Annotated in this window: 19 protein-coding genes; 6 read left to right on the forward strand and 13 right to left on the reverse strand. The window is 73.2% G+C overall.

Annotated features, from left to right (window positions below; translation table 11 throughout):
- Positions 1-26 precede the first annotated feature (26 nt).
- From ACIA5F_RS19940 to ACIA5F_RS19950, 3 genes are read left to right on the forward strand one after another with little or no spacing between them, the layout of a single operon-like run.
- The gene (locus tag ACIA5F_RS19940) at positions 27-974 is read left to right on the forward strand and encodes a 2-oxoglutarate and iron-dependent oxygenase domain-containing protein (protein WP_399354712.1); all 948 of its coding nucleotides are present in this window, start codon (positions 27-29) and stop codon (positions 972-974) included.
- Positions 971-1,699, forward strand: coding sequence for a serine O-acetyltransferase EpsC (gene epsC / locus ACIA5F_RS19945; protein WP_399354714.1), 729 nt, complete (start codon positions 971-973; stop codon positions 1,697-1,699). Before ACIA5F_RS19940 ends, epsC begins: the two co-directional genes overlap by 4 nt.
- Entirely contained in the window at positions 1,696-2,010 is a 315-nt protein-coding gene (locus tag ACIA5F_RS19950) for a hypothetical protein (protein ID WP_399354716.1), read from the forward strand. Before epsC ends, ACIA5F_RS19950 begins: the two co-directional genes overlap by 4 nt.
- Before the next feature lie 51 nt (positions 2,011-2,061).
- Here ACIA5F_RS19950 and hemB read toward each other — a convergent pair whose 3' ends face one another.
- The 6 genes from hemB to ACIA5F_RS19980 form a co-directional block, all read right to left on the reverse strand.
- Entirely contained in the window at positions 2,062-3,063 is a 1,002-nt protein-coding gene (gene hemB, locus ACIA5F_RS19955; protein ID WP_399354749.1) for a porphobilinogen synthase, read from the reverse strand.
- Positions 3,064-3,376: 313 nt separating this feature from the next.
- Entirely contained in the window at positions 3,377-5,074 is a 1,698-nt protein-coding gene (locus tag ACIA5F_RS19960; RefSeq protein ID WP_399354717.1) for a uroporphyrinogen-III synthase, read from the reverse strand.
- Positions 5,071-6,039, reverse strand: coding sequence for a hydroxymethylbilane synthase (hemC, locus tag ACIA5F_RS19965; protein ID WP_399354719.1), 969 nt, complete (start codon positions 6,037-6,039; stop codon positions 5,071-5,073). Before hemC ends, ACIA5F_RS19960 begins: the two co-directional genes overlap by 4 nt.
- Positions 6,036-7,739, reverse strand: coding sequence for a glutamyl-tRNA reductase (locus tag ACIA5F_RS19970; RefSeq protein ID WP_399354721.1), 1,704 nt, complete (start codon positions 7,737-7,739; stop codon positions 6,036-6,038). Before ACIA5F_RS19970 ends, hemC begins: the two co-directional genes overlap by 4 nt.
- Entirely contained in the window at positions 7,736-8,515 is a 780-nt protein-coding gene (locus ACIA5F_RS19975; protein ID WP_399354723.1) for a redox-sensing transcriptional repressor Rex, read from the reverse strand. The genes ACIA5F_RS19970 and ACIA5F_RS19975 overlap by 4 nt, the downstream gene beginning before the upstream one ends.
- Positions 8,516-8,788: 273 nt before the next feature.
- The gene (locus ACIA5F_RS19980; protein WP_399354725.1) at positions 8,789-9,067 is read right to left on the reverse strand and encodes a glutaredoxin family protein; all 279 of its coding nucleotides are present in this window, start codon (positions 9,065-9,067) and stop codon (positions 8,789-8,791) included.
- A gap of 197 nt (positions 9,068-9,264) precedes the next feature.
- Here ACIA5F_RS19980 and ACIA5F_RS19985 point away from each other — a divergent pair, with 197 nt between their 5' ends.
- The 3 genes from ACIA5F_RS19985 (at position 9,265) to ACIA5F_RS19995 (ending at position 12,919) form a co-directional block, all read left to right on the forward strand.
- Positions 9,265-10,320, forward strand: a complete 1,056-nt coding sequence (locus ACIA5F_RS19985; RefSeq protein ID WP_399354727.1) for an HAD family hydrolase — start codon at positions 9,265-9,267, stop codon at positions 10,318-10,320.
- A 377-nt stretch (positions 10,321-10,697) separates the two neighbouring features.
- Positions 10,698-11,507 carry an ECF subfamily RNA polymerase sigma factor, BldN family gene (locus ACIA5F_RS19990; protein ID WP_399354729.1) on the forward strand — a complete coding sequence of 270 codons (810 nt, stop codon included), beginning with the start codon at positions 10,698-10,700 and terminating at the stop codon, positions 11,505-11,507.
- 215 nt (positions 11,508-11,722) lie between these two features.
- Entirely contained in the window at positions 11,723-12,919 is a 1,197-nt protein-coding gene (locus tag ACIA5F_RS19995; RefSeq protein WP_399354731.1) for a DUF5667 domain-containing protein, read from the forward strand.
- Between the two features lie 134 nt (positions 12,920-13,053).
- Here ACIA5F_RS19995 and ACIA5F_RS20000 read toward each other — a convergent pair whose 3' ends face one another.
- The 7 genes from ACIA5F_RS20000 to ACIA5F_RS20030 all read right to left on the reverse strand — a co-directional run bounded on the left by ACIA5F_RS20000 (position 13,054) and on the right by ACIA5F_RS20030 (position 18,745).
- Positions 13,054-14,067, reverse strand: coding sequence for a lysophospholipid acyltransferase family protein (locus ACIA5F_RS20000; protein ID WP_399354733.1), 1,014 nt, complete (start codon positions 14,065-14,067; stop codon positions 13,054-13,056).
- Positions 14,067-15,128 (reverse strand): NAD-dependent epimerase/dehydratase family protein, encoded by a 1,062-nt coding sequence (locus ACIA5F_RS20005; protein ID WP_399354735.1) that lies wholly within the window; start codon positions 15,126-15,128, stop codon positions 14,067-14,069. The genes ACIA5F_RS20000 and ACIA5F_RS20005 overlap by 1 nt, the downstream gene beginning before the upstream one ends.
- 112 nt (positions 15,129-15,240) lie before the next feature.
- Positions 15,241-15,339: a 30S ribosomal protein bS22 gene (locus ACIA5F_RS20010; protein ID WP_003948845.1), complete on the reverse strand. Its 99-nt coding sequence runs from the start codon at positions 15,337-15,339 to the stop codon at positions 15,241-15,243.
- A gap of 131 nt (positions 15,340-15,470) precedes the next feature.
- The gene (locus tag ACIA5F_RS20015) at positions 15,471-15,680 is read right to left on the reverse strand and encodes a helix-turn-helix domain-containing protein (RefSeq protein WP_399354736.1); all 210 of its coding nucleotides are present in this window, start codon (positions 15,678-15,680) and stop codon (positions 15,471-15,473) included.
- A 114-nt stretch (positions 15,681-15,794) separates the two neighbouring features.
- On the reverse strand, positions 15,795-16,625 hold the full coding sequence (locus ACIA5F_RS20020; protein ID WP_399354738.1) for a phosphatase: 831 nt from the start codon (positions 16,623-16,625) through the stop codon (positions 15,795-15,797).
- Positions 16,626-16,759: 134 nt separating this feature from the next.
- Complete coding sequence (locus ACIA5F_RS20025; RefSeq protein ID WP_399354740.1) at positions 16,760-17,929, reverse strand: acetoin utilization protein AcuC; 1,170 nt, start codon at positions 17,927-17,929, stop codon at positions 16,760-16,762.
- 162 nt (positions 17,930-18,091) lie between these two features.
- On the reverse strand, positions 18,092-18,745 hold the full coding sequence (locus ACIA5F_RS20030) for an HAD family hydrolase (RefSeq protein WP_399354741.1): 654 nt from the start codon (positions 18,743-18,745) through the stop codon (positions 18,092-18,094).
- Positions 18,746-18,948: the final 203 nt, after the last annotated feature.

The raw sequence follows: 18,948 nt of genomic DNA on the forward strand, positions 1-18,948 counted from the left end.
CCGGTCAGGAGAGAGGAGACCCGGCGATGCTCAAGGAGATCGCACTCGGCGCACGGGGCAACGACAAGCACGTCCGCTCCGCCCTGCGCGACGGATTCTTCCTGGTCCGCTGCGCCGTGCCGGACCGGCTGCTGGACGAGGCGTACGCACAGCTCGGCGCGTTCTTCGAACTGCCCGCCGAGGTCAAGGCGGCCTGCCGGGTCACCGGCGCCGACGGCCAGTGCGGCTACCTGCCGCCCCTGGTCGAACAGGGCGAGAAGGGCCGCGCCCCGGACTGGAAGGAACTCTTCCACTGGGGCGCCGCCCTCCCCGCCGCCCACCCGCTGCGCGAGCGCTACCCCGCCCGCTACCCGCGGCCCTCCTTCCCCGACCACCTGGTCCCCGGGATCGGCGCCACCCTCGGCCGGCTCCACACCGAGATGGCCCGCTTCCAGCTCGACGTCGTGCGCCACCTCGCCGGGGCGCTCGGCGCGACCCCCGGCTACTTCGAGGAGATGCTGGAGGACGGGCCCGTCGTCAACCGCGCCACCTGGTACCCGCCGATGGAGCACGCGCCCTCCGCCGACCACGTCTGGATGGTGGAACACCAGGACTTCGACCTGATCACCGCACTGCCCCGGGCCACCGCCGCCGGTCTCGAAGTCCTCATCGACGGCGAGTGGACCTCCGTCGAGGTCCCCGAGGGGTACGCCGTCCTGAACGTCGGCATGGTCCTGGAGCGCCTCACCGGCGGCCTGGCCCGCGCCGCCGTCCACCGCGTCACCGCCGCGCCGGGACAGCGCGGCGGCCGGCTCTCCCTGGTCCAGTTCTGCCACCCCACCCCGTGGACGGTGCTCACCGCGCTCCGGGGCACCGGCGACGACCCGGCCGCCCCCGAGCCCTACCCGGCGCTGACCGCGCAGGACCTCTTCCAGCGCACGATGTACCGGATCAACCGGCTCGACTCCCAGCAGAGCGCGGCGGCCCGCTCATGACCGCCACCGGCCCCGACACCACCGCCCGCAGGACGACCGGCACGGGCACGGCCACGGGCGGCGGCAGGAACCGGGGCAAGGGCGCGGGCGCGGGCCGGACCCCGCGCGGGGGCCCCGTCAAGGCGGTGACCCCGGCCCACGCACCCGCACCCGCCCCGGCCCCGGCCAAGCCGCTCTCGCTCCTGCGCCAGATCCGCGAGGACCTGGACACCGTCGTCGCCCGCGACCCCTCCCGTCCGCGCCGCCGCGAGGCCCTGCTCCACTCGCCCTGGCACGGCCTGGTCCTGCACCGCCTCGCCCACCGCCTGCACCGCGCCGGCCACCGGTTCTCCGCCGGACTGCTCACCCTGGCGGGCCGGCTCCTGTCCGGCATGGAGATCCACCCCGCCGCCCGCATCGGCCGCCGGGCCTTCATCGACCACGGCTTCGGCGTCGTCATCGGCGAGACCGCCCGCGTCGGCGACGACGTCACGCTCTACCACGGCGTCACCCTCGGCTCCCGGGGCTGGTCCCACACCGGCGCCCCCGACGCCCGCCGCCATCCCGTCATCGGCGACGACGTCCTCATCGGCGTCGGCGCCTGCGTCCTGGGCCCGGTGACCATCGGCAACGGCAACCGCATCCGGGCCCACTCCCTCGTCCTGCGCGACCTCCCCGCCCCCGGCCGCACGGCCCGCGTCTCCCCGATCCGGTCCCTGGTCCACCACTCAAGGAGCACCTCATGACACCGACCGCCCTGCGTGAGCGCACCCTCGACCTCGCCAAGGACCTCGACACCGGGGCCTGGATACCCACCGACCTCGAACGCAGCATCGCCGAACGGCTGCTGACCGCCGCCACCCCGGTCGGCAGCATCACCGAACACGCCGTGCGCGAGGCCCTCTGGGAGGGTTCCGAGCCGCTGACCCGCGTCAACGACGGCCGGCTCTCCGTACTGCTCGCCGAGATCACCCACAGCCTGGCGGCGACCGAGCGGGACCCGGCCGGCCTGGCCTCCGCCCAGGCCCTGCTCTCGGCGGTCAACCGCCGCCGCTGAAACGGCCGTCGGACGACGGCGGCCGGGCCGGCGCACGCGTCGGCGCCCCGGTCAGCGGAGCGCGCGCAGCCAGCCCGCCGCCTCGGTCGCCCAGTAGGTGAGGATCATGTCCGCGCCGGCCCGCCTGATGCCCAGCAGGGTCTCCAGGATCGCCCGGTCCCGCTCGATCCACCCCTTCTCGGCCGCCGCCTCGACCATCGCGAACTCGCCGCTGATCTGGTACGCGGCCACCGGGACGTCCACGGCCCGGGCGACCTGGTGGAGGATGTCGAGGTAGGGGCCCGCCGGCTTGACCATCACCATGTCGGCCCCCTCCTCCAGGTCGAGGGCCAGCTCCCGCAGCGACTCCCGGGCGTTCGCCGGGTCCTGCTGGTACGTCTTGCGGTCCCCCTTGAGGGAGGAGGCGACGGCCTCACGGAAGGGACCGTAGAAGGCGGAGGAGTACTTCGCGGTGTAGGCGAGGACCGCGACGTCCTCGTACCCGGCCCCGTCCAGCGCGTCCCGCACGACCCCGACCTGCCCGTCCATCATCCCGCTGGGCCCCACCACGTGGACCCCGGCGTCGGCCTGGACCTGCGCCATCTCGGCGTACCGCTCCAGCGTCGCGTCGTTGTCGACGCGCCCGTGCGCGTCCAGGACCCCGCAGTGCCCGTGATCGGTGTACTCGTCCAGGCACAGGTCGGACATGATGACGAGGTCGTCACCGACCTCCGCCCGCACGTCACGGATCGCGAGCTGGAGAATCCCGTCCGGCTCGGTACCGGCCGTCCCCCGCGCGTCCTTGTTCTCGTCGGCCGGGACCCCGAAGAGCATGATCCCCGAGACCCCCGCCCCGACCGCCTCCACCGCGGCGCGGCGCAGCGTGTCCCGGGTGTGCTGGACCACACCGGGCATGGCCGAGATGGCGAGCGGCTCACTGATCCCCTCCCGGACGAACGCCGGAAGCACCAGGTCCGAGGGGTGCAGCCGGTTCTCCGCGACCATCCGCCGCATCGCCGGTGTGGTCCGCAGCCGCCGGGGCCGCGAGCCGGGAAAAGATCCGTACGCGCTCATCTTCTCGTCGCCTCTTCGCACATCGAAAACAGTCCCCACCCACCCTAGGTCCTGTCCGGGCGATCTTGTCGGGCCCGCGACGACAGCTACGGTCCCTGGCTTTGTTGTCGGAGTCGCCCGAGTACGTCCAGTACGAGGGCGATCCTCCGCCGCGCCATGAACCGCATCTGACGCCGCGGGCTGATCCTCGAAGAGCGCCCGGACAGGACCTGGTCCGCCCCCCCGACGCCGACGGGGCCCGGGTGCTCAGCACCCGGGCCCCGCTCCTTGTCCGCGTCCGCTCCTTGTCCGCGTCCGCGGCCTCGTCCGCGCCTCAGGTCGTGCGGCGCCTGCGCGCGCCCGGGCGGCGTTCGCTCGGCCGGAAGACGCTCTCCCCGGCCTCCTTCGCGGCCTCGCGGCGCGCGGCGCCGTACTCGGCCAGCGCCTCCGCCAGCTTCGACACCGACGGCTCCGGCGACAGCACGTCCACGCGCAGCCCGTGCTCCTCGGCGGTCTTGGCCGTCGCGGGCCCGATGCACGCGATGACCGTCACGTTGTGCGGCTTGCCCGCGATGCCGACCAGGTTGCGCACCGTGCTCGACGAGGTGAAGAGCACCGCGTCGAACCCGCCGCCCTTGATCGCCTCCCGGGTGTCCGCCGGCGGCGGCGAGGCGCGCACCGTCCGGTAGGCGGTGACGTCGTCGACCTCCCAGCCCAGCTCGATCAGCCCGGCCACCAGCGTCTCCGTCGCGATGTCGGCCCGCGGCAGGAAGACGCGGTCGATCGGGTCGAAGACCGGGTCGTACGGCGGCCAGTCCTCCAGCAGCCCGGCCGCGGACTGCTCCCCGCTCGGCACCAGGTCGGGCTTGACCCCGAACTCCACCAGCGCGGCGGCGGTCTGCTCGCCCACGGCGGCGACCTTGATCCCCGCGAAGGCCCGCGCGTCGAGCCCGTACTCCTCGAACTTCTCGCGCACGGCCTTCACCGCGTTGACCGAGGTGAAGGCGATCCACTCGTACCGGCCCGTGACCAGGCCCTTCACCGCGCGCTCCATCTGCTGCGGGGTGCGCGGCGGCTCCACGGCGATGGTCGGCACCTCGTGCGGCACCGCCCCGTAGGAGCGCAACTGGTCGGAGAGCGAGGCGGCCTGTTCCTTGGTCCGCGGTACGAGCACCCGCCAGCCGAACAGCGGCTTCGACTCGAACCAGGCCAGCTCCTCGCGGCGCGCGGCGCCGCTGTGCTCCCCGACCACGGCTATGACCGGCCGGGCGCCCTCGGGCGAGGGCAGCACCTTGCCCTGCTTGAAGACCTGCGCGATGGTGCCGAGCGTCGCGGACCAGGTCCGCTGGCGGGTCGTCGTCCCCGCCACGGTCACCGTCAGCGGGGTGTCGGCCGCCCGCCCGCCGCCCACCAGCTCGGCGGCGGCTCCGGCCACGGTCTCCAGCGTCGCGGAGACCACGAGTATCCCGTCGCTGGCGCCCGCCTCGCCCCAGCACCGCGCCGAGGCGGTGCGGGCGTCCACGAACCGGACGTCGGCGCCCCGCTTGTCGCGCAGCGGCACCCCCGCGTAGGCGGGGACGCCGACGGCGGTCGCGACCCCCGGCACCACCTCGAACGGAATGCCCTCGGTGGCGCAGACGAGCATCTCCTCGGCCGCGTTCCCGTCGAGCCCGGGGTCGCCGGTGACGGCCCGCACGACCCGCCTGCCGGAGCGCGCGGCCTCCATGACAAGATTGGCCGCATCTCGGATCACCGGGACTCCGGCGGCCGTTGACGCCTCGTCAGCGACGGTCAGCTGCGGCGTGTCGACGCCCGCGCGCGCGTGGGCACGGACGACTTCGAGCACCTCGGGCTCCGCGATCAGCACCTCCGCGGCGGCGAGCGCCTCGACGGCGCGCAGGGTCAGCAGACCCGGGTCGCCGGGGCCGGCACCGAGGAAGGTGACGTGCCCGTGCGCGAGGGGGGCACCTCCCGGGCCGGAGGCTCCGGGGGATGCCGGGAGGACGGAGGTGGTCGGACGTGTGGGGCTCAAAGCGCTCGCTCCCCCATCAGACCGGCCGCGCCCTTGGCCAGCATCTCGTCCGCGAGTTCGCGGCCGAGTGCCATGGCCTCGTCGTACGACTGGGGCACGGAACCGGTGGTGGACAGCTGCACCAGCGTCGAGCCGTCGAGCGTGCCGACGACGCCGCGCAGGCGCATTTCATGGACATCCGGCCCGTCACCCGACAGGTCGGCGTAGGCGCCCACAGGGGCACTGCATCCGGCCTCCAGGGCGGCGAGCAGGGAACGCTCCGCGGTCACGGCGACCCGCGTGCGCGGGTCGTCGAGTTCACCGAGCGCGGCGACGAGGTCCGCGTCGGACGCGAGACATTCGACGGCCAGGGCACCCTGGCCGGGGGCGGGCAGGACACTGTCGACCGCCAGCAGCTCGGTCGCCTCGTCCCCGCGCCCGATCCGGTTCAGCCCGGCGGCGGCCAGCACGACGGCGTCGAGCGCGCCGTCGCGCACGAACCCGATCCGGGTGTCGACGTTCCCGCGGATCGGCACGGTCTCGATCCGCTTGCCCAGGGCCAGGGCCAGGTGGTGGAGCTGGGCCTGGCGCCGGGGCGAACCGGTGCCGATGCGGGCCCCGTCGGGAAGCCGCGCGAAGGTCAGGCCGTCGCGCGCGACGAGCGCGTCCCGCGCGTCCTCGCGGCGCGGCACGGCGGCGATCACCAGGCCCTCGGCCGGGGTGGTCGGCAGGTCCTTCAGCGAGTGCACGGCGAAGTCGACCTCGCCCCGCAGCAGCGCCTCGCGCAGCGCGGCGACGAACACACCGGTGCCGCCGATCTGTGCCAGGTGCTCGCGCGACACGTCACCGTAGGTCGTGATCTCCACGAGCTCGACGGGCCGGCCGGTGAGCGCCCGTACGGCGTCGGCGACCTGGCCTGACTGGGACATGGCCAGCTTGCTGCGCCGCGTGCCGAGCCGGAGCGGCTGGTCGAGACGTGGATTCATGATGCCCGTCCTGAGTCGTCGTTCTTGTCTGCCGCGTCCGCCCGGCTGACGGAGGCCACCGTCTGCGGGTCGAGATCGAAGAGTTCGCGCAGCGCCTCCGCGTACCCGGCGCCGCCGGGCTCGCTCGCGAGCTGCTTGACGCGCACGGTCGGCGCGTGGAGGAGCTTGTCGACGACGCGGCGCACGGTCTGGGTGACCTCGGCGCGCTGCCGTTCGTCGAGGTCGGGGAGGCGCCCGTCGAGCCGTGCCACCTCCATGGCCACGACCTCGGCCGCCATCGCCCGCAGGGCGACCACGGTGGGCGTGATGTGCGCGGCCCGCTGCGCGGCCCCGAAGGCGGCGACCTCCGCGGCGACGATCGCGCGGACGGCGTCGACGTCGGCGGCCATCGGCGCGTCGGCGGAGACCTCCGCGAGCGACTCGATGTCCACCAGCCGCACGCCCGGGACGTGGTGCGCGGCGGCGTCGATGTCCCGGGGCATCGCCAGGTCCAGCAGGGCCAGGCGGACGGCGGAGCCGTCGGTACGGGTACGGGCGGAGCGGCGGGGCTGCCGCTGCGCGGTGGCCTCCCCCTGGTCGGCCCAGGTGCCGTGCAGTTCGAGCGAGGAGGCGTCGACGCCGGTCAGGGCGGAGCGCCCCTCGGCGGCCGGCGCCGGGTCCGCGGCGAGGGCCTGCGGGTCCAGGGGGCAGCCGTCGCGCTCGGGAGGGGCCGTCAGGGTCCGCGCGGCGCCCGCGTCGGCGAGCCGCCCGTGCGTCCGCGCGGCGAGGGCGAGGCGGGCGACGACCCCGGCGGTGTCCCGCGCCCCGGGGGCGGCGGAGTCCGCCGCGGGGGCCGGGGTGGGGTGGGGAAGGAGGCAGACGGGGCCGCCCTCCACCGCCCGTGCCACGTCGTCCCCGGTCAGCACCAGCCCGGTGGCCCCGGTACAGGACACCACCAGGTCGACTCGTGTCAGCTGGTCGGCGACAGCGGCCATGGGCACGGCCCACGCGCGCACGCCCGTGCCCGAGGCGGCCAGGATCTCGGCCAGCCGCTCCGCCCGCTCGGCGGTCCGGTTGGCGACCGCGATCTCGGCGACGCCGACCCGCGCCAGCGTCGCCGCCGCGAGCGAGGACATGGACCCGGCGCCGATGACGAGGGCCCGCTTGCCGGCGGCCCACCGCGGGACCTCGGCCCCGGCGGCGAGCTGCTCCAGCCCGAACGTGACCAGCGACTGGCCCGCCCGGTCGATCCCGGTCTCCGAGTGCGCCCGCTTGCCGACCCGCAGCGCCTGCTGGAACAGGTCGTTGACCAGCCGCCCGGCGGTGTGGAGCTCCTGCCCCAGCGCCAGCGCGTCCTTGATCTGCCCGAGGATCTGCCCCTCGCCGACGACCATCGAGTCCAGCCCGCACGCCACCGAGAACAGGTGGTGCACGGCGCGGTCCTCGTAGTGCACGTACAGGTGGGGGGTGAGTTCCTCCAGCGCGACGCCGCTGTGCTGCGCGAGCAGGGTGGAGAGCTCGGCGACACCGGCGTGGAACTTGTCCACGTCCGCGTACAGCTCGATCCGGTTGCAGGTGGCGAGCACCGCCGCCTCCGCCGCGGGCTCGGCGGCGAGGGTGTCGTGCACCAGCTTCACCTTGGCATCGGCGGACAGCGAGGCACGTTCCAGCACGCTCACGGGCGCGCTGCGGTGGCTCAGCCCCACGACGAGCAGACTCATGCCGGCATCACCGCCGGTACGTCGCCCTCGGGGCCGCCCTTGCGCGCCGTGGCGGCGCGCAAGGGCGGGGTGATCACGGCGGCGGACCCGGCGGCAGCGGCGGCGGCCGCCCCCTCGCCCGCCTTGCGCTGCTCGTGGAAGGCGAGGATCTGGAGCTCGATGGAGAGGTCGACCTTCCGCACGTCCACGCCCTCGGGCACGGACAGCACGGTCGGCGCGAAGTTCAGGATGGAGGTGACACCGGCCGCGATCAGCCGCTCGCTGACCTGCTGCGCGGCGCCCGCGGGCGTCGCGATGACCCCGATCGAGACCCCGTTCTCGTCGATGATCCGCTCCAGGTCATCGGTGTGCTGCACGGGGATGCCGGCCACCGGCTTGCCGGCCATCGCCGGGTCGGCGTCGATGAGCGCGGCCACCCGGAACCCGCGCGAGGCGAAGCCGCCGTAGTTGGCCAGGGCGGCGCCGAGGTTGCCGATGCCGACGATGACGACCGGCCAGTCCTGGGTCAGGCCGAGCTCGCGGGAGATCTGGTAGACGAGGTACTCCACGTCGTACCCGACGCCGCGGGTGCCGTAGGAGCCCAGGTACGAGAAGTCCTTGCGCAGCTTCGCGGAGTTGACCCCGGCGGCGGCGGCGAGTTCCTCGGAGGAGACCGTGGGGACCGATCGCTCGGAGAGCGCGGTCAGGGCGCGCAAGTACAGCGGAAGCCGGGCGACAGTGGCCTCGGGAATACCTCGGCTGCGGGTCGCCGGTCGGTGAGTTCGGCCAGTTGCCACGATGCTCCTGCGGGATGAGCGGGGCTGCAGGCGGCCACTTGTCCCAGGACCGCCCCGTCGACAGCAGGCTATGCCTTTGTGAACGCGTGCACAAAGATTGTGTCCGCTTTGTCCGAGCAAAGTGACCGGGGTCACGCCACTTCGGCGGACAAAGGTGGAACCGGCGACACACCGAACCCGTTCAAATCCCGAAGGGGGCAAAACTGTACACACTCCTCACAGATACGCCCCCGATACCCCGCAAATCGCCCATGATGGTAACCGGGATGCGGGTCAGCCCCCCAATGCCCGCCGCAACCGGTCGGGGTCCACGCGCCAGAAGGTGTGCTGCTCGCCGTCGATCAGCACCACCGGAATCTGCTCCCAGTGGCGCCGGTGGAGCTCCTCGTCCCGCGAGATGTCCTTCTTCTCCCAGCGCGCTCCCGTCTCCGCGCAGACCTTCGCCACCACCGCCTCGGCGTCGTCGCACAGATGGCACCCCGGCTTCCCGACGAGCGTCACCGTCCGCTCGCCCGGACTCTTCTTTTCCTTACGGCGCAACAAAGGGCTCATGCCCCCATTCTCCCCGGGCCCGCGCCCGGCCCGGGTACCCCGGCGGGCGGCCCCGGGCCCGCCCGCACCGCGCCCGCACGGCGCCCGCACGGCGCCCGGCCGCCCCGCCCGCGCGTCACCGCGGCGCCGCACGGTGTTCACGTCCCCGCGTCCCGTCCGGTTCGGGATCTCCCGAACACCATGGCTATGCTCGCGTCATGCCCCGCCCGTCGCCCGACCCCCAGACCGGTAGGAGCCCCTTCGGGACACGCACCCGATGGGGATGGCTCGCTCCCCGCAGGCGCCCCGCCACCGCGCGGAGCGTACTGGCGGGCGAAGCCTCGGCCGAGGCCGCCCGCAAGACGGCCCGCACCGGCACCCCACCGGACACGACGGCCCCGGCCGCGCCGACCGGGGAGCCCGGGGCCCGGGAGAGCGGGACGGACGTCCCCGGGACGGACACCACCGGCGGGCCGGCCGCGCCGAAGTTCCCGGTCGCGGGCGACGACCTCGCCGCCGCCTTCTTCGACCTGGACAACACCGTCATGCAGGGCGCCGCGATCTTCCACTTCGGCCGCGGCCTCTACAAGCGCGCGTTCTTCCGCCGCCGCGAGCTCGCCCGCTTCGCCTGGCAGCAGGCATGGTTCCGGCTGGCCGGGGTCGAGGACCCCGACCACATGCAGGACGCCCGCGACAGCGCCCTGTCCATCGTCAAGGGCCACCGGGTCCACGAGCTGATGGCCATCGGCGAGGAGATCTACGACGAGTACATGGCCGAGCGGATCTGGCCGGGCACCCGCGCCCTGGCCCAGGCCCACCTCGACGCGGGCCAGAAGGTCTGGCTGGTCACCGCCGCGCCCGTGGAGACGGCCACGATCATCGCCCGGCGGCTCGGCCTGACCGGCGCGCTCGGCACCGTCGCCGAGTCCGTGGACGGGGTGTACACCGGCCGGCTGGTCGGCGAACCGCTGCACGGCCCCGCCAAGGCGGAGGCGGTGCGCGCCCTGGCCGCCGCCGAGGGCCTGGACCTCGCGCGCTGCGCCGCGTACAGCGACTCGCACAACGACATCCCGATGCTGTCGCTCGTCGGGCATCCGTATGCGATCAATCCCGATACGAAACTGCGCAAGCACGCCCACGCCCACGACTGGCGGCTGCGCGACTACCGGACCGGCCGCAAGGCCGTGAAGGTCGGCGTCCCGGCCGCCGCCGGGGTCGGCGCGATCGCGGGCGGCACGGCCGCCGCCATCGCCCTGCACCGCCGCCGGAAGTAGCCCTCCGCGGGCGGGACCCCCCGTTCCCGCCCGGCGCCCACCCCGCCCCGGGCCGCCCCGCCGCCCGCTCCCCGCACGTCCAGCCACCCCCGCCCGCCGCCGCGGCGGGGCGCTCCGTCCTGCCCCGGCCCGGTCGCGGGCCATCGCGGAAGCTTCCATTCCGTGTATCCAAGTGATCAGGAATCGATCACCAACTACGACTGAATATGACTTCACCACGCAACAGAAGCGTCGTAACCGGTGATTTGAGCAACTGGGTGTAGCGCCGCCTGTACGAAGCGTTATTCTCCTCAGACGCATGCCACCGCCCATCTGTCGCCACGACGGGTGAACGGTCCCGCACTGCACGTGATGAAAGCTCTGCCTCTGGGAGTCCCGTGTACCCACCTGTCGGGGTTGACGCCTCGGGCCTGGCTACGCTGCGCGCGACGGTCCTCGACCACCTGCGCGGCTTCGTCCCCACCGCGTACACCGTCCCCGCCTTCGCCGCCGCGGCCCCTTCCGGCCTCGGCCCGGCCGGTCCCTGCTATGCCCTGACCGACGGTGGAGCGACGGTGGGCAGACGCGGCCGTCCGTCCGCGAGCCCGACCGCCGCCGGTACGGGCACGCAGACCGCCCGCCGCCCCACCGCGGACAGCGACCAGGCCCGCATGATGGACCTGGTCGAACGCGCCCAGGCCGGCGAGGCCGAAGCCTTCGGCCGGCTCTACGACCAGTACAGCGACACGGTCTACCGCTACATCTACTACCGCGTCGGCTCCAAGGCGACCGCGGAGGATCTCACCAGCGAGACCTTCCTGCGCGCGCTGCGCCGCATCTCCACCTTCACCTGGCAGGGCCGCGACTTCGGCGCCTGGCTCGTGACGATCGCCCGCAACCTGGTGGCGGACCACTTCAAGTCCAGCCGCTTCCGGCTGGAGGTCACCACCGGCGAGATGCTCGACGCCAACGAGGTCGAGCGCAGCCCCGAGGACTCCGTCCTGGAGTCCCTCTCCAACGCGGCCCTGCTGGAAGCCGTCCGGAAACTCAACCCGCAACAGCAGGAGTGCGTCACCTTGCGCTTCCTCCAGGGCCTCTCGGTCGCCGAGACGGCCCGCGTGATGGGAAAGAACGAGGGAGCCATCAAGACACTCCAGTACCGGGCCGTCCGCACCCTGGCCCGTCTCCTCCCGGACGACGCCCGCTGACCCCGACCCACAATCGGTGACCTCCTGATGACGCTGTGGTCCGATCATCCTTCGTCCGTAACCCAAGTGCCGAGACGCTCGTTGTGCGGAATGCAGGCTCCCTGTGGACACGCCCGTCCCGAAGCCGCCCACCCGAAAGGGCGGGCGCGCCCGAGGCGGGCGGCCTTCCGGACACCTTGGGGAGTCGATCGTCATGACGAGAGGAGGTGCCGCCAGTGATCGCGAACGTGACTCCGCACCGGCGGGCGAACGCCTTCGCCCAGGCCCTGGAGGATCGGACCCCGTCCGAACCTTCGGAACCGGAACCGGCGGCCGAGCAGTCCGAGGCACCTGCCGAACCTGCCGACCACGACCGGCTGCTGGCCTTGGCGAGCGCACTCGGCGACATGCCACGCCCGGCATTGGACGCCGAGGTCAAAGTGGTGCAGCGAGCCCAGCTCGTCGCAGCCATGGAGGCCATGGTGCTGGAGGAAAGGGCCGGGGGCGGTGCCGTCCCGGACCCTCAGATGCCCGGACAGCGGACCGGCCGCGGCGCCCACCGGGCGACCTCGCTCCGGAAGATGCGGCCCCGCTCCCGCTGGTCCAAGGGCATCGCAGCGGGCGGCCTCACCGTGGGTGTGGCCGCCGGGGCCTTCAGCGGAGTGGCCGCTGCCAGTTCCGACGCCCTGCCCGGTGACCACCTCTACCCCGTCAAACGGGGCATGGAGGACCTGAAGCTCGGGATGGCCGACGACGATTCGGACCGGGGCGAGCTCTATCTCGACCAGGCGTCGAACCGGCTGTCGGAGATCCGCAGGCTGATGGAGCGCGGCCGGACGGGCGTACTGGACCACGAGTACCTGGGCGAGATCCGCCGCGCGCTGGCGGGAATGAAGCACGACGCCGAAGAGGGCCACCGGCTCCTCCAGGCGGCCTACCAACGGGACGGCTCCCTCGGCCCGATCCAGAAACTGTCGTCCTTCTCCCGCTCGCACCGCGACGCGTGGGGCCGGCTCCGGGAGAAACTCCCGGTCCAGCTCAACGACGTGGGCGGCGAGGTGGAATCGGTCTTCCAGGCCATAGACGATGACGTGGCGCCGCTCCAGGGCCTGCTCCCCAAGCCCCCCGAGCAGACCCGCGGCACCGGCTCGGCCACGAAACCGGCCCCGGCAGCCACCCACCACCCGTCGCCCCCGGCCGCGGGCACCACCCCTTCGGCGAGCCCCGCCCCGGCCCCCTCGGGCAGCACCAGAACCCCCGGCTCCGGGGGCCTCCTGGGCGGTGCGGGCGATCTGCTCCACCCGCCCGCGGGACAGCCCGCCCCGACCCCTTCGGTGACCCCGGACCACACCGGACCGGACATCACCCTCCCGCCCCTGCTCCCCGGCCTCCTCCCGGGCCTGGGACTCCACGCGGAGGATGTCGAACCGTAGGACCGCACCTCCCGCACGACCGCACGACCCGAGCACGCCGGACGCCGGCGAGGCCACCCGGCCTCGCCGGCGTCCTGTCGTGACGCGATGCGATGCGATGCGACGGAAGGAACGCTGAAGCCCTCCGAAGGACCTCAGAAGAACACGGACCGCCGCTGCACCAGCAGCTTGTAGAGGGTGTGCTGGATCTGCTCGCGCACCTGGTCCGTAAGGTTGAACATCAGCATCGGGTCCTCGGCCGCCTCCGGCGCGTACCCGTCCGTGGGGATCGGCTCCCCGAACTGGATCGTCCACTTCGTCGGCAGCGGCACCGCCCCGAGCGGCCCCAGCCAGGGGAACGTCGGCGTCAGCGGGAAGTACGGGACACCCAGCAACCGGGCGAGCGTCTTCGCGTTGCCGACCATCGGATAGATCTCCTCGGCCCCCACGATCGAGCACGGCACGATCGGCGTCCCCGCCCGCAGCGCCGTCGAGACGAACCCGCCCCGCCCGAACCGCTGGAGCTTGTACCGCTCCCCGAACGGCTTCCCTATCCCCTTGAAACCCTCCGGCATCACCCCGACCAGCTCCCCGGCCTCCAGCAGCCGCTGCGCGTCCTCCGCGCACGCCAGGGTGTGCCCGGCCTTGCGCGCCAGCTCGTTCACCACCGGCAGCATGAAGACCAGGTCGGCGGCGAGCAGCCGCAGATGGCGCCGGGACGGGTGGTGGTCGTGGACGGCGACCTGGAGCATCAGACCGTCGAGCGGCAGCGTCCCCGAATGGTTCGCCACGATCAGCGCACCGCCCTGCGCCGGTATGTTCTCGATGCCCTTGACCTCGACCCGGAAGTACGTGTCGTACAACGGGCGCAGCAAGGACATCAGGACCTGGTCCGTCAGCTCCTTGTCGTAGCCGAACTCGTCGACCTCGTACTCCCCGGTGATCCGGCGCCGCAGGAACGCCAGACCGCTCGCGATCCGCCGGTCCCAGCCGTCACCGGCCGCCGCAGCCCGTGGCTCCCGCTCCGCAACCGGCTCCGCCACCCCGGGCTCCGCGGCTGTGGCGGCCGGGGCGGGAGCCACGGGCGGGGCCACCCGCACCCGCCGCCCCGCCGCGGGCCGCCGGCGCTGGCGGTCCTCGTCGAACGGAATGACCTTGGCGTCCGCCACTAGCGCTTCGCTCCCTCAGCCGCGTCCACATCGACATCCAGCATCCCCGCCACCCGCTCCACGGCCCGGCCCACCCGTTCCGGCGGCAGCAGCCCGCGCCCCCGGCTCCGCGCGAAGTCGGCGAAGGTCCCGGCGGTCGTGTACCGCGGCTCGAACCCCAGCACCTGACGCATCTGCGAGGTCTCCACGACCCGCCCGTGCGTCAGGAGCCGGATCTGCTCCGGCGAGAAGTCGGTGACCCCGACCGCCCGCAGCGCCGACCCCACCCAGGTCACGGCGGGCAGCAGGAACGGCACCGTCGGCCGCCCCAGCCGCCGCGCGCACTGCGACAGCAGCAGGACGCCGTCACCCGCGATGTTGAAGGTCCCGCTGTTCAGCGTCCCCGGGCGCGGCTCCCGCGCGGCCAGCCGCAGCACGTCGAGCACATCGTCCTCGTGGACGAACTGGAGCCGCGGGTCGTAGCCCAGCACGGTCGGCAGCACCGGGATCGAGAAGTACTCCGCGAGCGCCGAGTCGGCCCGCGGGCCCAGGATGTTCGCGAACCGCAGCACGCACACCGCGACATCGGGCCGCCTGCGCGCGAAGCCCCGTACGTACCCCTCGACCTCGGCGGCGTCCTTGGCGAAACCGCCCGGCGGCAGTGACCTCGGCTCGGTGGTCTCGGTGAAGACGGCCGGGTCGCGCGGGGTGCCCCCGTACACGCCGGTACTGGACTTCACCACGATCCGGCGGACCGTGGGCGATTTCTGGCAGGCGCCGAGGAGCTGCATCGTCCCGATGACGTTGGTCTCCTTGACAGCACTGCGCGTACTGCCCGGGCCCGTGCCGCCCCCGGTGACCGCGAGGTGGACGACCGTGTCCACGGCGTGCTCGGCGAGCACGCGGGCGATCGCCGACCGTCTGATGTCCATGCGGACGAACTCTGCCGACCCGAGCCGGTGCGGCGGGGTCACCGCGTCCACCGCGATCACCCGCTCGACCTCCGGGTCGCGCTGGACCCGCCGTACGAAACGGCCTCCCAGCTGCCGGGCCGCCCCGGTCACGAGCACGACCTTCCCCACGAGTCAGCGCCTCCCTCGTCGAAGCCACGGCCGGAACCGCCCTCCCCCGGCTGCACCGCAGCCCCTCCACCAGGATGGTGGAGGGGCTGCGGAGAACACGTACAGCTGCCGTTTACTTCTTGTTACGGCGCTGGACGCGGGTGCGCTTGAGCAGCTTGCGGTGCTTCTTCTTAGCCATCCGCTTGCGCCGCTTCTTGATAACAGAGCCCACGACTACCCTCGCTCACTTCTCTTCACTCGGTGCGGGGCGTCTGGGCCCACACGACCTACGTCGGCCTAGCCTACCCGTCCTGGCTCTGAGCTTGTAATCCGAGGGCTCGCGAGGGGGTTCCGACCCCTGTCTCAGGCCGATGCCACCCCCACATAGGACTCTCGGAGGTACTCGTGAACCGCGTTCTCGGGGACCCGGAAGGACCGGCCCACCCGGATTGCGGGCAGATGACCGTTGTGCACCAACCGGTACACGGTCATCTTCGAGACTCGCATCACCGAGGCGACCTCCGCCACGGTCAGGAACTGAACCTCACTGAGAGGCCTCTCGCCAGCAGCCATGACACACCTTGACCTTCCGCGCATGACGGGCACCGGCTTCCCCTCCGGTTACTCCTCGTCGTCGCACGCTCACTCCCCAGAGTAGGGGCGTGTGATACGAGTGGGGAAGAGGAGCTACAGCCACTCCTTCCGGCCGGACAGGCCCGCCCGGCCGAGCACGTAACCCGCCAGGGGCCGGTAGGCGTCCGCGTGGACCCCGTCATCAAGCGGAACCGCCACCGAGACCTTCCCCTCGGCCTCCGCGACGAACACCGCGGGATCATCCGTATCAGCCGGCCCGATCGCCTCGAAACCGAGCTGACCTGCACCGCAGACCCACCCGTGGTCACCCACCACCAGCTCCGGCAGAGGCCCGCCGGCCTCGGCGAGCGCCCCCAGCACGATCCGAACCGGCAGCGGCGAATGGGTGTGCGCGCCGGTCGCACCACCCGATGACCGCACGCCGGGTTCCCGCACCAGTGCGACCCCCCGTACGTAATCGATGCGGTGCGTACGTACGCCGAACCGGGTCGCCATGACGAGAGCGGCACCCTGCGCCGGGGTGAGGACAACACATCCCGCCGCCGACAGCGCCTCGGCCAAGGTGGCGTAGAACTCCAGGAGCCGGTGCGGGTGCCCCGTTCCGAACAGGACGGGAGCCCGCGCCCCGGCGACCGCGCGCAGCCGCTCCGCGAAGGCGTCCAGCGCCGCCACCGTCCGCTCCGGATCGATCGTGTCCTCCCCGCTGACGTGCGCCGGATCGGCGCGGACCCCGCACGCGCGCGCCATCAGCCGCAGCAGGTCACCCTCGTCCCAGTCCCGCTCGGGGGTCAGCCCCAGCAGCGCCCGCGGATCACCCGCCGCGAACAGCCGGTAGCTGCGCAGACTCGCCTCCCGGGAGGTCGCCACGGACCCGGCCAACCGGGCGGCCAGCAGATGCGCACGCAGCGCGCCGGTGCTCAACACCCTCCGATGCTGCCGCACCCCGCGCCGACGAACCGTCAGTTCCCCTGTCACACAACACCGTTGGCGCAACAAGGCCCCGCCCGCCCGTCCGGCCCCGGCACCGTCCCGAGCCGGGGCCGGGGCCGGTCACCGCACTAGGTCAGCATCCCGCGCAGCGGGAAGACCGCCCGCCGGGTCGCCAGGACGGCCTGGTCCGTCCGGTCGGCCGGGTCGTAGCCCGCCTCCCACTCCCGCCACGCGGCCGTCCGCCCGTCGGTCATCCGGGCCGGCGTCCGCTGCCCGGTCGACGCGTACGCGCCCTCCCGCCACGAGGCCGGGACCACCGTCTCCGGGTCGATCGGCCGGTGCGCGGCGATCGCCACCAGGTGCGTCCACGACCGCGGGACCACGTCCACGACCGCGTAACCGCCCCCGCCCAGCGCCAGCCACCGGCCGTCCGCGTACGTGTGCGCCAGCCGGTGGCAGGACTCCTGGACGGCCCGCTGGGCGTCGAGGGAGACGGCCAGGTGCGCGAGCGGGTCCTCGGCGTGCGTGTCGGCCCCGTGCTGGGTCACCAGCACCTGCGGCCGGAAGTCCGCCAGCAGTTCGGGCACGGTCGCGTGGAAGGCCCGCAGCCAGCCCTCGTCCCCGGTCCCGGCCGGCAGCGCGATGTTGACGGCGCTGCCCTCGGCCCCCGGACCGCCCGTCTCCGTGGGCCAGCCGGTCTGCGGGAACAGCGTCCGCGGATGCTCGTGCAGGGAGACGGTCAGCACCCGGGGATCGTCCCAGAACGCCGCCTGCACCCCGTCCCCGTGGTGGACGTCCACGTCCACGTAGGCGACCCGCTCGGCCCCGAGTTCCAGCAGCCGCGCGATCGCCAGGGCCGCGTCGTTGTACACGCAGAAGCCGGCCGCCCCGCCCGGCATCGCGTGGTGCAGCCCGCCCGCGAAGTTCACGGCGTGCCCGGCCTCCCCGCGCCAGAGCGCCTCCGCCCCCGCCACGGACTGCCCGGCGATCAGCGCGGACACCTCGTGCATCCCGGCGAAGGCCGGATCGTCGGTGGTGCCCAGCCCGTACGACCCGTCGGCCGCCCCGGGATCGGCGGAGACCTCGCGCACGGCGGCGACGTAGTCCTCCCGGTGGACGAGCCGCAGCGTCGAGTCCCCGGCCGCGCGGGCCGACCGTACGTCCATCGCCCGGTCCAGCCCGAAGGCGCGCACCAGCCCCATCGTCAGCGCCAGGCGCACCGGGTCCATCGGATGGCCCGGTCCGAAGTCGTACCCCGTTACCGCCTCGTCCCACATCAACAGCCCGCGCCCGCTCATGGGCGCCACCGTATCGGGCTCCGTCCGGGCCGAACGAGCGGGTGCGGAAGAGTGTCAACAAGGGCCGGCGCCACCGGCACGGACACCGCGCCCCGGCGCAGCCGCGCGTCTGCTGTCATGGCGGCTGAGCGCAGGCCCGGGGCTACTGATGGGCAGAGCGGGTCACCCGGCCAATCCGAGCAGCCCGTGCAGCTCCTTCATCTCCCCGAAGTACGCGGTGGCCCCGGCGAGGGTCTCGGCCGGGGTCATGGCGGTGAAGCCGAGGACGTCCATCCCCGCGGCCCGGGCCGCCTGGACGCCGAGCCGGCTGTCCTCGACGACGACGCACCGGCCCGGTTCGACCCCCATCTCCCGGGCCGCGTGCAGGAACAGGTCGGGAGCCGGCTTCCCCTTGCCCACGTCCTCGGAGCTGAAGATCCACTCTTCCTCGAACCACTCCCCGAGCCCGGCACTGCGGTGCCCCACCCTGATCCGCTCATGGCTTCCGGAGGAGGCGAGGCAGTACGGGATTCCCTGCGCGGACAGTTCCGCCAGCACCTCGGTGACCCCGTCCACGGGCCGCAGCTCCCGCTCGAAGGCGGCGAAGACCCGGTCGTGCAGCACCTGGTCGAACTCCTCGGGCAGCCGCTGCCCGGTCCGCTCGTGCACCAGATCGTGGACCCGGTGCACCGCGGCACCCATGTAGTCCCGGAGCGAGTCCTCGTACGTGGTCGGGTGCCCCAGCTCCGTCAGGTACCCGGAGAGGATGGTGTTGGAGATCGGCTCACTGTCCACGAGGACGCCGTCGTTGTCGAAGATGACCAGCTCATAGCCCATGCCCTCAGCCTACGAGCCGACCCCGCTCCCACCGCTGTCGGCACCGGATCGAACGGGTGGTGAACGTCGGCGGAACCTGGAACGGGGGACGGGAAACAGAAAAGGTGGTGAACGCAGGAAAGCCCCGCACCATAAGGTGCGGGGCTTTCCCGGAATAATTGTTCGGCGGCGTCCTACTCTCCCACAGGGTCCCCCCTGCAGTA

This window comes from Streptomyces sp. NPDC051567, from assembly GCF_044454165.1.
Lineage (GTDB): Bacteria > Actinomycetota > Actinomycetes > Streptomycetales > Streptomycetaceae > Streptomyces.